The organism is Collinsella aerofaciens ATCC 25986, from assembly GCF_964259375.1.
Taxonomy (GTDB): Bacteria; Actinomycetota; Coriobacteriia; order Coriobacteriales; family Coriobacteriaceae; genus Collinsella; species Collinsella aerofaciens_BO.
This window is the reverse complement of the sequence record NZ_CAXVJM010000027.1, coordinates 1-12,246: the sequence shown is the minus strand read 5'-3', so window position 1 is coordinate 12,246 and position 12,246 is coordinate 1. Positions and strand designations below refer to the sequence as shown.

Genomic DNA, 12,246 nt, shown 5'->3' with positions numbered 1-12,246 from the left:
ACAAGTTGGCATGAAAAAGGCAAGGCATAGACCTTCTGGTCATGCCTTGCCTTTTGAATGACAAATTGTCGCTCTGGACGTCGCGCAGCGTCGAACCGTTACGCGGTTCGTAGAACCGCGTAACTAATTAGTACATCTTTGCGCCGGCAGGGATGGAAGCGTCGAGCTGGATCAGGTTGAGGCGCTCCTCGCCCTCCTCCTCGTGGATGGCGCTGATGAGCATGCCGCAGCTGGGGATGCCCATCATCTTGCGCGGAGGCAGGTTGGTGATGGCGAGCAGGGTCTTGCCGACCAGGTCCTCGGGCTCGTAATAATCGTGAATACCGGAGAGGATGGTGCGATCGGTGCCGGTGCCGTCGTCGAGCGTGAAGTTCAGCAGCTTCTTGGACTTCTTGACGGCCTCGCATGCCTTGACCTTCACGGCGCGGAAGTCGCTCTTGGAGAAGGTATCAAAGTCGACGAACTCCTCAAACAGCGGCTCAACGGCAATCTTGGAGTAGTCGAGCGTGGGCTTGAGCGGCTTGACGAAGGGGCTCGCGGTGTTGCCGGCCTCGGCAGCCTTGGCAGCGGCGGCACCGGACTGGAAACCCTTCTCGGGCTTCATGTGCGGGAACAGCAGCACGTCACGGATGGAAGCCTGGTTGGTGAGCAGCATGACCACGCGGTCGATACCGATGCCGATGCCGCCCGCAGGAGGCATACCGTACTCGAGGGCGCGCACGTAATCCTCGTCGTACTCCATGGCCTCGTCGTCGCCGCCGGCCTTCTCGGCCATCTGGGCAGCGAAGCGCTCGGCCTGGTCGACCGGGTCGTTGAGCTCGGAGAACGCGTTCGCGTACTCGTGGCCGGCGATGACCAGCTCAAAGCGATGGGTCAGGCGCGGGTCATCCTCAAAGCGCTTGGCAAGCGGGCTAACCTCGATGGGGTAATCGCACACGAAGGTGGGGTTGACGATGGTGTCCTCGCCCAGCTCGTCATAGATCTCGGCGATGATCTTGCCGGCGGTCCACTCGGGCTTGATCTCCAGGCCCTTCTCGCGTGCGGCGGCAGCAAGCTCCTCAACCGGCGTGTCGATGGTGACCTGCTTGCCGAGCACGTCAGAGACGATATCGGTCATGGGACGGCTGGCCCACTCACCAGAAAGGTCGATGGTCTGGCCCTGGTACTCAATTACCTCGGGGTTGCCGATGGCCTTGTTAGCCGCCTTAATGACACCCTGGGCGAGCGCCTTCATGCCCTCGAGGTCGGAGAAGGCACGGTAGGCCTCCATCGTGGTGAACTCGGGGTTGTGGGTAAGGTCCATGCCCTCGTTACGGAAGATGCGGCCGATCTCGAACACGCGCTCAAAACCACCGACGATGCAGCGCTTGAGGTGCAGCTCGGTGGCAATACGCAGGTAGCACTCCTGATCGAGCGCGTTGAAGTGCGTGATGAACGGCTTGGCAGTTGCTCCGCCCTGGATGGTCTGCAGGATAGGGGTCTCGACCTCCATGTAGCCGTCGGACTCCATAAAGCGGCGGAACGTGGAGAGGATCTGCGAGCGTTTGCGGAAGGTCTCGCGAACGTCGTCGTTGGCGATCAGGTCGACATAGCGCTGACGATAGCGGGTCTCCTTGTCGGAGAGACCGTGGAACTTCTCGGGCAGCGGGCGAACAGCCTTGGAGAGCAGCGTCGCGCTCTTGGGGGCAACGGAAAGCTGGCCACGCTTGGTGCGCACGACTACGCCGGTCACGCCCAGGATATCGCCCAGGTCGAGTGCCTTGAGCGTGTTCCAAGCGGCCTCGTCCATATCGTTGATGCGGCAGAACAGCTGGATCTCGCCGGTCGCGTCGCGCACGACGATGAACATAATCTTGCCCTGACCGCGCTTGGCGACCACACGGCCGCCGATCTTCACGATGTCCTCGGTGTCCTCGCCATCGGCGAGCTCGGCGTACTTAGTCTCGATGTCGACGACGTAGTCCTCAATCTCGGAGTGCTCGGGATAGGGGTTCTGGCCCGCCTCGAACAGGGCGGCGCGCTTGGCCAGGCGGGTGGCGCGCTCGTCGTTGAGCGTCGATGCCTGCTCGGCGGCGTTCTGGTTTTCTGCCATAAGATAGCTCCTCAAACTAAAACGCTCCCCAGGATTCGGTCCCAGGGAGCGAAAACATACCTTTACGCGGGACCGTGGTCTAGCGTGCGATCTTGGCGATGGTGTAGACGCGGGTCTTGCCCGAAGGCGTAACGACCTCGACGGAGTCGCCCTCGCCGTGACCGATGATGGCGTGGCCGACCGGAGACTCGTTGGAGATCTTGTGCTCGAGCGAGTTGGTCTCGGTGGTACCGACGAGCGTGACTTCCATGACCTCACCGTTGGGATCGATCAGAGAAACGGTGGAACCGATGGAGACGGTCAGATCGCCCGTGGTGGCAGCAACCTGAGCGTTGGCGAGGATGGCCTGAATCTCGGCGATACGAGCAGCATTCTGGGCCTGCTTGTCCTTGGCGGCGTCGTACTCGGAGTTCTCCGAAAGGTCGCCGAACGCGCGGGCTTCCTTGATGTCCTCGACGATCTCCTTGGCGTAATCGCCCTCACGCCAAGCGAGCTCCTCGACGAGCTTCTGGCGGCCCTCAGCGGTCAGTACGATCTGGCTTGCGTCCATACGGATATCTCCCCAACTATGATGTAACGATCAACTGTCAACAAAACGAAAAAAGACCGGCTAGCCTGCGGGCAAGCCGGTCAGGTGCTCACCCCAAAGGGATGGGACTACTCTGCGTCCGCGTCGCTGTCCTCTGCCTTCTTTTGCTTGGCAGCAGCGAGCTTGGCCTCGAGCTCTGCGATCTCCTTGTCCTCCTCGGACTCCTCGACCACAACCTCCTCGGCCTGCTTGGTTTCGCCCTTATCGTCGCCCTCCATACCCTCGCGGATATTCTTGACGGTAGAGCCGAGGGACTTGCCGAGCTTCGGCAGGTTCTTGGGCCCGAAGATAATCAGGACAACAACGAGAATAATGATGAGCTCAGGAGCCCTCAGTCCAAACATGTAGACCTCCACAATACAGCGAGACAAGCTCGAATGAGTATACCGCGGGTGTCGCGGTATCACAACAATAGCTAAAAAAAGGGACCGCAATAAGCGGTCCCTCCTCATGCTCTGGTCGGGTTGACTGGATTTGAACCAGCGACCCCTGCGTCCCGAACGCAGTGCTCTACCAAACTGAGCCACAACCCGTTAGCTCGACTATAGTAACAAAGATTTCCGTCGTATGCCAGAGAAATTTTTACTTCTTTGGCGCTTCAATGCGAACCGTGTCGGAAACGGGCTCCGTTGCATAAGCCCACCAGCCGTTTTGTTGAGCGGCTGCCGCAAAATTGGCTGCCGTGGCGGCGCTATCGCAGAGAGCAAACGAGCAGGCACCCGAACCGCACACGTTTGCGGCAATGGTACCGTCCTGTGAACGAAGCCAGTCGAGCACCGTTTGAATCCGCGGCTCCATCTGCGCGGAAATGACTCCCAGGTTGTTGTGGACGAGCGTGTAGGCCGCCTCTGCGTCTCCCGAGCGAAGGGCAGATGCGATCGCTCCGGGCTTGTCCGCAGGCGCTGGGGTCTCGTCAAAACGTCGATAGGCTTCAATTGTCGAAACGCTTGCCTCGCGCGGCTTGACCAACACGACGGGCGTTGCGGGCAGTGCGGGGTACTCAGTTGCCAGCACATCTCCCCCGCCTACGTAGAACGCAGGGCTCGCGTGCAAAAAGAACGGGACGTCAGCACCAATGCCCCGCGCAATGTCGTCGAGCGCGGGGTCGGTGCGATCAATTCCCCAGAGCTCCGCCAAGGCGACAATGACCGCGGCCGCATCCGTCGAGGGACCGCCCAAGCCGGCGCACAATGGAATGCGCTTCTCAATCGTCACGCAGATATTTGCCTCGCGACCATAATGCTCGGCCATAGCAACCGCAGCTCGATACGCCGTATTCTTTTGCATGGGAAAGTCAGATGCCGGAATCGTCTGGACGGTCAGCGCCTGTGCCGGCGTAACCGTCACGGTATCGACAAGACCGACGGCTGCCATCAGGGAATCGACCTTATGGTAGCCGCGGTCGTCACGCTCGGTATGAACCCCCAGATAGAGGTTGATCTTTGCCGGCGCGGAAAGGGTCAGGGACCAATCGGTCACCGCTAGTGCTCCTCGAGCTGATTGCCGAGCGGGGTAAAAATGTGCTCGCCGCTCTCGGGGTCGAACAGCTCGACCTGGCCGGTGAGAACATCAATATACTGGTAGGACTGACGCGACTTGCGGCCACGGCGCTCGTCGACCTCGACGATAAAGACTGCCGGATGGACGCTCTTGATGGTGCCCATGCGCTCGACGACGCGGGTGCGGCCCATGTTGGCCTTCACCTTAACGCGATCGCCCACCATATCGGTCAGCTTCTCGTGGATGTCGTCGACGTGATTGACTTCCATCTCTTCCATGAACAGGGCCTCCAGAAGGTGCAATTCAAAAAGGGGATAATACCCCTAAGATAGACAAAACTCTAATACTATAGCACTCTGCTGACGCCATACGCAAGTAGCTAAATAAGCCCCGTCCCAAATTGACTACTTACAGACTATCGGTGTCCAAGACGATGGTGAATGGACCGTCGTTGACGAGGTCGACCTTCATGTCGGCGCCGAAGATGCCATGCGCTACGTGCTCGACGTCCTCGCGCACAAGCGTCAGGAAGTACTCGTAGAGCTCGTTGGCGACATCGGGGGCGCCGGCATCCGTAAACGATGGGCGGCGGCCGTGATGGCAATCGGCGAACAGCGTGAACTGCGACACCACGAGAACCTCGCCGTCGACATCGGCAAGAGCCAGATTGGTCTTGCCGTTCTCGTCCTCGTTAATGCGTAAGCCCCGGAGCTTGCCCCACAGCTTATCGGCCTCGGCGCGCGTGTCGCCGTGGCCCACGCCCAGCAGCACCAGATAGCCGCGCCCAATTTTGCCCACGCACTCGCCGTCGACCGTCACGCCGGCGTTGAGCACGCGCTGCACCACCGCACGCACGGCCTACTCCTCGCCCGTCAGTTTGGCGGATAGGTGCTCGAGCGCATGGAAGCGATGGCTGATGGCGTTCTTCTCGTCCGCCGTCAGCTCGGCCATGGTCTTGCCCGGCGTGTCGACCGGCAGGAACAGCGGGTCGTAGCCAAAGCCGTGATCGCCGCGGCCCTCGCGTGCGATAACGCCCTCGCAGGCGCCCTCACCATAGGTGACCAAACCGTCCGTGTCGATGAGCGCGACGACGCTCATAAAGCGCGCAGTGCGGTCCTCGTCGGCCACGCCCTCCAGATTCACGAGCAGCTTGGCATTGTTGGCGGCATCGTCGCCGTGAACGCCCGCGTAGCGCGCGCTATACACACCGGGCTCACCGTCCAGCGCGTCGACGACCAGGCCCGAATCATCGGCGATGGCCATGAGCCCCGTCTCCTCGACGGCGGCCTGCGCCTTGATGATGGCGTTCTCCAAAAACGTCGTGCCGTTTTCCTCGGGGTCCTCAAAATCGCCCAGCTGGCCGAGCGCCACAAAGCGCACCTCTGGCATGACCTTGCCCAAAATGGCCTCGATCTCGGTGAGCTTATGAGCGTTGCCCGTTGCCACGACGATGGTCGCCGCCGGGTCGAGGGTGTCGATGTCGATCTTCTCAAGTGCCATAGCTGGCCTCCTTGTCTCTATAGCAATGCCGTGTTGAGGACGACGAGGCCTCGGCCTCTCCCCCTCTTAATCAGCGGCAGTCTTATACTTCGACGTTTTCCCAGATAAAACCTGCCAAAATAAACCTGTCCCTTTTTGGTAGGTTAGGCGAGGACTTGGCGCTGGAGCTCGATGAGCTCGGCAATGCCCTTGTCGCCCAAATCGAGCAGGGAATTGAGGCGCTTGCGGTCGAAGGGCGCCTGCTCGCCAGTGCCCTGAAGCTCGATCATCTCACCGGTATCGGTAGCGACGAGATTCATGTCGACCTCGGCGTGGCTGTCCTCGGAATAATCCAGGTCGAGCAGGGTGTTGCCGTCGACAACGCCCATAGAGATGGCAGCAACCTGGCCCGTGAGCGGGATGCGCTCGATCTTGCCGGCCTCGACCCACATAGCAAGGGCGTCGTGCAGCGCCACCCAGGCACCGGTAATGCTCGCCGTACGCGTGCCGCCATCCGCCTGGATCACATCGCAGTCGACGGTAACGGTGTACTCGCCGAGCGCCTTCATGTTGACGACGGTACGCAGGCTGCGGCCGATGAGGCGCTCGATCTCCATGGAGCGGCCCTTACGCTTGGCGTACTCGCGCTTGCAACGCTTACCGGTCGATGCCGGCAGCATGGCATACTCTGCGGTTACCCAACCGGCCTTGGCGCCCTTGCGCCAGCCCGGCACGCCCTCCTCGATGGTGGCGGCACAAAGCACGCGCGTGTCGCCGAACTCAGCCAGGCACGAGCCGTGGGCATGTTTCATAACACCACGGGTGAGCTTGACGGGGCGCAGCTCATTGGCGGCACGGCCGTTGGCGCGGTTGACCTGCATGTACTCCATAGAAATATCCTTTCGGCAGAAGAAGAGGGCAAGTCTTTGGACGGTAACCCTACATCTATTTCAGTTCGTCGATATCGACATGCTCGATGCTTTTGAGCGGCTGGCCAAAGATAAAGCTACCCGCCACCGCAAACTCGGCAATGTTATCGGCCGTCGTTGCAAAACGATGCTGCGGCTCGGCAGCGTCGCCCGCCAGTTGCTCGCGGCGCGTGAGAATATCGGTCAGCTCGCGCGTGGTCTCCTCGGCAGAGCTCACCACGCGCACTCCGGGACCTAGCGCATGGCGAATAGGCCCCACGAGCAGCGGAAAGTGTGTGCAGCCGAGTACCACGGTATCGATGCCGTGGTCGCGCAGCGGTTCAACCGTGGCGCCGACCAGCGCGCGTACGGCAGGCGTATCAAAGATGTCCTCGTTCTCGAGCCACTGCTCTTGCAGATGCGCGCCCGAGGCGAGCTCGTGCTCAACGACCTCGACAAAGCTCGAGGCAGGGCAGCCGTATACGTCGACGCCGGCATCCAGGTCCTGAATGGCACGCGTGTAAGCGCCTGAGCGAATGGTGAGGTTGGTGGCGAGCACGCCCACTCGGCGCGTGCGGGTGCTGTTGATTGCCGCGCGTGCGCCCGGTGCGATCACACCGATGACGGGGACGTCGAGCACCTGCTGGGCCAAGCGCAAGGCCGCAGCGGTCGCCGTATTGCAGGCGATGACCATGATTTTGACGTCATGCTTCGACAGCCAACGGCCCGCCTGCAGTGCAAACGTGCGCACCTCGTCCTCGGTGCGGGTGCCGTAGGGGCAGCGCTTGGTGTCGCCAAAGTAGTAGACGGACTCGTGCGGCAACGCCGTCGCGATCGCGCGCGCAACCGTCAGACCACCCAGTCCCGAGTCGAACACGCCAATCGGGCGCGTGTCGCCTGCCGGATTCTCGATATCGGACATTACCTCACCAGATTCTCTCTCGAAAAGATATGGCTCAGAACGATAGGGGCGCGCTACGAACGGGCCGCAACGAGCAACTCTGCCGTTGCCGCCCAGCCATCGACAATCTTGCCGCGCGTGACGTAGGCGTCATCGCAGGTATCCAGGAACTCGGGCGCGCCGGCACTGGTCAAACCGTTCTCGACCAGGCAGAACGTGCCCACGTGGTCAGCCATGTAGAAGTCGGACTCGGAATCGCCGAGCGCCAGCGTCTCCTCGCGCTCGATACCAAGGTGCTCGCAGAAACGTGCGATGGCAACGCCCTTGTTGAGACCGGCGGGATTGATGTTAAAGGCGCGGCCATCCTCGACGCGTTCGAGCTCGAGCGTCGTCGGTTTGGACAGATGGGTCAGATGGCCGTTGCAGGCCCAGACCAGGCCGCAGCCGGCCTCGTCAAGAATGGCCTGGACCTCGTCGTCGGGCACATCGCCGCGCATGCCGACGGTGACCTCGCGGTACTTGTAGCCAGTCGACATGTCGTTGTGGTACTCGATCTTATGCGGCCAGCGGGCGAGAATCTTCTCGCACACGCCGGTCTGCTCGATCACCTGATGCGGCGTGAGGCCGCAGGCGGGGTCGTAGGGCATATCACCGGTCAGATACTCCCAATCGTTGGCCTTGAGATCGTACATGACCAGACCGCCCATCTCGCCGATGTAGGAGTTGAGGCCAAGCACGCGCGCATCCTCGTGGATCATGGTGCGGTTGCGGCCCGAGGTGGGGACCACCTGGATGCCGGCGCGGGCAAGTGCCACGACAGCCTCGACGAGCTTGGTCGAGGGGTTGCCGTCGTTGTCGCGCAGCACGCACGAGCCGGGCGCGAGCATGGTGGCGTCCAGATCGGTAAAGACGTACTTAACCTTGGCAAGACGCTCGCGCATCTCGCCCGAAAGCTCAGCGACGGTCGGCAGGGTATTGTGGGACATGGTCACTCCATTTACGTAGAAGGGGCTTCTGGTCTTAGGCATCGTACGCCGCAAGGGTGCGCTTGAGAATCGAACCGTCGCGCTCGCAAGGCTCGGGTCCGTTCTTGCGCAGCATGTAGTCGTCAACGCCCTTGCCCGTCACGATCACCACGGCGGGCCGCTCGGTCTCGCGCACGGCGGTCTCGATGGCAGCGGAACGGTCGAGCACAATCTGCCAGTTGTCGTTGCCCTGCTCCCGGACATTGCGTGCGATCTCGTCGCAGATGTCCTCGACGTTCTCGGGGCCCGGGTCGTCTTCGGTGATCACGATGCGGTCGGCGTACTTACCGGCAGCGATGCCCATCGTGGTCCGGCGATCGACGCCTTTGCCGCCGGTGGCGCCAAACACCACCGCGAGTTCGCGCTCCGGATAGTTCTCTCGCAGATCGCGCAGGAGCGTCTCAAGGCTCATGCCGTTATGGGCATAATCGACGACACCCAAAATCTTGCCCGATTCCGACCTGTAGAGCTCCATACGACCGGGGACAAAAACGTTCTCGAGCCCATGGACGATACCATCTTCGGAAATGTCCAGGGCCTCGGCGCAGGCAATAGCGGCAAGCGCGTTGGACACATTGAATTTAACCGGCGTGGGAATCACCATGTCGCGCGTAAAGCGGGGCGTGCGCACCGTTGCCACCACGCCGCAGTCACCATTACGAATCGCCAGCGCAAGCACGTCGGCACGCTCGTCGGTCAGGGAGAACGTCACCGTGCGCTCGCAGCGGGACGCCGCCTCGAGCACGCGGTCGACGTGGTCCATATCGAGGTTGACCACAGCAAAGCGGCTCTGCGAAAAAATCTTGAGCTTGCTGGCAAAGTAATCCTCAAGCGTGGGATGCTCAATCGGCGAAATGTGATCCTCGCCGATATTGGTAAAGGCGCCGACTTCAAAGGCGATCTTGCCCGTGCGCTCGTATTTGAGGCCCTGGCTCGATGCCTCCATAACCAGCCACGGGGCACCCGCCTCCGCAGCATGCGCGATGCGAGACTGCAGCAGGAAGGATTCGGGGGTCGTCAGTTTGGAAGGGCCTGCCTCGATGCCGTCGTCGAACTCAATGCCCGTATTAAGAGCGGGTCGATGACAGCCCGTAAGCTTGGCCTCGTTGGCGAGAATGCCGCGCAGATAAAAGCTACAGGTCGACTTGCCCTTGGTGCCTGTAAAGGCGCAGACCTTCACCTTACCCGACGGATGCCCATAAAAGGCATCTGCCACCACGGCGAGCGTGCGACGAATATCGCTCACAATCACCGCGGGAAGATCAACATCGTAATCGACCTCGGAAACGTAGGCCACGGCGCCATCGGAGATTGCCGAAAGCAGGTACTCACGTTTAAACGCGCGGCCCTTGCAGACAAACAACGTACCCGGACGCACCTGGCGCGAGTCGTCAGTCGCAAACTCAATGCGCTGGTCGCACGAAGCGCTCGGCCTGGAAACAACAAGGTCATCTTCCTCGAGCAACTCTATATAGCGCATCAGAGTTAGCTTCTCTTGTGTCGGACTCGACATACAAAGACCTCTCTCGCTAAATTCAGCCTCAATTGCCTCGAGACCAAACCGATTCAACAAAACCCTTTCAATACTAGCAGCCATCGTAATATGCCGCCCAATCTTGTATCGGGCACAGATTGCTAAATCTTGGAACCGCTACCGGAAGCCCGGACGAGTCACGCCGTGGTTTTTTCGGTTCGCTCGGCGCTTATGCCCTATCACGAAACAAAAGATTGGCATGATAGTAAAGATTATTTGACATCAGCTGCCGCGATCCTTGCGGCAGTACACCTGAGCCGTCAGCAGAAAGGATCTTGCATGTGCGGTTTTGTCGGTTTTACCGGTACAGATGAACAGAGTGAGCTGGTTCTCACGGCCATGATGAATCGCATCATCCACCGTGGTCCCGATATGGGCGGCCAGCATATCGTCGACAACGTTGCCCTTGGCTTCCGTCGTCTTTCGATTCTCGATCTTTCCGAAGCTGGAGCTCAGCCCATGTCGAGCGACGACGGCAAGGTCACGATTGTCTTCAACGGAGAGATCTACAACTTCCAGGAGCTTCGCGCCGAGCTGGAGGCAGCCGGCTACGCCTTCCACTGCAACGCCGATACCGAGGTCCTGGTACACGGTTACGAGGAGTGGGGCGAGGACCTGGTCAACCGCCTACGCGGCATGTACGCGTTCGTGATTCACGACCAGAACAAGAACAAACTCTTCGGCGCTCGCGACATCTTTGGTATCAAGCCGTTTTATTACTACCAGGCATCCGATGGCTCACTGCTGTTTGGCTCCGAGATCAAGAGCTTCCTGGACCATCCCAAGTTTGAGAAGGCTGTCAACCACGACGCGCTACGCCCCTACTTGACGCTGCAATTCCCCGCCACGGAGGAGACCTTCTTTAAGGGCGTGTTCAAGCTTGCCCCGGCGCATTGCTTTACGTATGACCTGACGACCAACACCATGGACATCAAGCGTTACTGGAGCTGTGACTTCACCGACGACAACTCCAAGACCTTCGAGGAGTACGTGGACGAGTGCGACAAGGTTGTGCACGAAAGCGTCGCTGCACACCGAATCGCCGATGTTAAGGTGGGCTCGTTCCTTTCTGGCGGCGTGGACTCCAGCTACATCGCCGCCTGTCTCATGCCCGACACCACGTATTCTGTCGGCTTCGATTACAAGAACTTCAACGAGACCAACTACGCTGCCGAGCTTTCCGACAAGCTGGGCATCAAGAATGTGCGCAAGATGATTACCGCCGACGAGTTCTTCGATGCGCTGCCCGATATCCAGTATCACATGGACGAACCGCAATCGAACCTGTCCAGCGTGCCGTTGTACTATCTGGCGCAGATGGCTTCCGAGGAGGTCACCGTCGTCCTTTCGGGCGAGGGTGCCGACGAGCTGTTTGCCGGCTATGAGTGGTACGAGGACACCCCCGAGATGCGCTCCTTTAAGAAGCGCGTGCCGCTCGGCGTACGTCGCGCCCTGGGCTCGCTCGTTCAGCATCTCCCCTACTTTAAGGGCCACAACTTCCTGACGAAATGCGCCGAGGTTCCCGAGCGTTGGTATGTGGGTCAGGCAAAGGTGTTCGATCCCTCCGAGGTCGACGAGGTGCTCAAGCCCGCTTATGACACCGGCAAGAACGCCGCCGAGATGTGCGCCGAGTACTACAAGCAGGTTCCCAACTGCTGCGAGCTTTCCAAGAAACAGTATCTGGATATGAACATGTGGCTGCCGGGCGACATCCTGCTCAAGGCAGACAAGATGTGCATGGCGCATTCTCTGGAGCTTCGCGTCCCGTTCCTGGACAAGAAGGTCATGGAGTTTGCCGAGCACATTCCCGCCAACTACCGTGTTAACGAAGAAGGCTGCAAGCTCGTCCTGCGTCACGCCGCCAACCGCACGCTGCCCGACGAGTGGGCAACGCGCAAGAAGGTGGGCTTCCCCGTACCGGTCAAGTTCTGGCTTCGCGAGCAAAAGTACTACGACTACGTAAAGGAATACTTCACCGCACCGTGGGCTGCTGATTTCTTTGACACCGATGCGCTCATGAAACTGCTTGACGATCACTTTGAGGGTCGCGCGCTCAACCAGCGCAAGATCTATACCACGCTGACGTTCCTCATCTGGTACAAGCGCTTCTTTATCGACGAGGACAAGGGCGCCAAAGTCGCCGGGTTGATTTTCAATCTCAACGCAACAGCCTGAACGGACCCCGCGTTTCCGCAGCTATCGCAACGCGGAAATAGCT

The 12,246-nt window shown here is 60.2% G+C and carries 12 protein-coding genes and 1 tRNA gene; 1 reads left to right on the top strand and 12 read right to left on the bottom strand.

The features are described from left to right. Positions 1 to 127 precede the first annotated feature (127 nt). The 12 genes from lysS to ACEXKH_RS09300 form a co-directional block, all read right to left on the bottom strand. A complete protein-coding gene (gene lysS / locus ACEXKH_RS09355) occupies positions 128 to 2,092 on the bottom strand; it encodes a lysine--tRNA ligase (RefSeq protein WP_373573907.1) in 1,965 nt (654 codons plus the stop codon). 79 nt (positions 2,093 to 2,171) lie between these two features. Continuing rightward, entirely contained in the window at positions 2,172 to 2,642 is a 471-nt protein-coding gene (greA, locus tag ACEXKH_RS09350) for a transcription elongation factor GreA (protein WP_006234960.1), read from the bottom strand. 107 nt (positions 2,643 to 2,749) lie between these two features. Next, a complete protein-coding gene (gene tatA / locus ACEXKH_RS09345) occupies positions 2,750 to 3,025 on the bottom strand; it encodes a twin-arginine translocase TatA/TatE family subunit (RefSeq protein WP_373198208.1) in 276 nt (91 codons plus the stop codon). A gap of 112 nt (positions 3,026 to 3,137) precedes the next feature. After that, a tRNA-Pro gene (locus ACEXKH_RS09340) sits at positions 3,138 to 3,214 on the bottom strand. Between the two features lie 49 nt (positions 3,215 to 3,263). Further along, complete coding sequence (ispE, locus tag ACEXKH_RS09335) at positions 3,264 to 4,160, bottom strand: 4-(cytidine 5'-diphospho)-2-C-methyl-D-erythritol kinase (RefSeq protein ID WP_373573906.1); 897 nt, start codon at positions 4,158 to 4,160, stop codon at positions 3,264 to 3,266. 2 nt (positions 4,161 to 4,162) lie between these two features. Next, on the bottom strand, positions 4,163 to 4,459 hold the full coding sequence (locus tag ACEXKH_RS09330) for a Veg family protein (RefSeq protein ID WP_006234957.1): 297 nt from the start codon (positions 4,457 to 4,459) through the stop codon (positions 4,163 to 4,165). A gap of 130 nt (positions 4,460 to 4,589) precedes the next feature. Beyond that, on the bottom strand, positions 4,590 to 5,036 hold the full coding sequence (gene dtd, locus ACEXKH_RS09325; protein ID WP_373573905.1) for a D-aminoacyl-tRNA deacylase: 447 nt from the start codon (positions 5,034 to 5,036) through the stop codon (positions 4,590 to 4,592). A 3-nt stretch (positions 5,037 to 5,039) separates the two neighbouring features. Further along, complete coding sequence (gene rdgB, locus ACEXKH_RS09320) at positions 5,040 to 5,681, bottom strand: RdgB/HAM1 family non-canonical purine NTP pyrophosphatase (RefSeq protein WP_373573904.1); 642 nt, start codon at positions 5,679 to 5,681, stop codon at positions 5,040 to 5,042. Positions 5,682 to 5,824: 143 nt separating this feature from the next. Next, on the bottom strand, positions 5,825 to 6,550 hold the full coding sequence (rph, locus tag ACEXKH_RS09315) for a ribonuclease PH (protein WP_373573903.1): 726 nt from the start codon (positions 6,548 to 6,550) through the stop codon (positions 5,825 to 5,827). Positions 6,551 to 6,605: 55 nt separating this feature from the next. Beyond that, complete coding sequence (gene murI / locus ACEXKH_RS09310; protein ID WP_373573902.1) at positions 6,606 to 7,490, bottom strand: glutamate racemase; 885 nt, start codon at positions 7,488 to 7,490, stop codon at positions 6,606 to 6,608. Positions 7,491 to 7,543: 53 nt separating this feature from the next. After that, complete coding sequence (locus ACEXKH_RS09305) at positions 7,544 to 8,455, bottom strand: HAD family hydrolase (protein WP_373573901.1); 912 nt, start codon at positions 8,453 to 8,455, stop codon at positions 7,544 to 7,546. A gap of 34 nt (positions 8,456 to 8,489) precedes the next feature. After that, positions 8,490 to 9,974 (bottom strand): Mur ligase family protein, encoded by a 1,485-nt coding sequence (locus ACEXKH_RS09300; protein WP_373573900.1) that lies wholly within the window; start codon positions 9,972 to 9,974, stop codon positions 8,490 to 8,492. Positions 9,975 to 10,307: 333 nt separating this feature from the next. Here ACEXKH_RS09300 and asnB point away from each other — a divergent pair, with 333 nt between their 5' ends. Further along, positions 10,308 to 12,203: an asparagine synthase (glutamine-hydrolyzing) gene (asnB, locus tag ACEXKH_RS09295; protein ID WP_373573899.1), complete on the top strand. Its 1,896-nt coding sequence runs from the start codon at positions 10,308 to 10,310 to the stop codon at positions 12,201 to 12,203. Positions 12,204 to 12,246 lie beyond the last annotated feature (43 nt).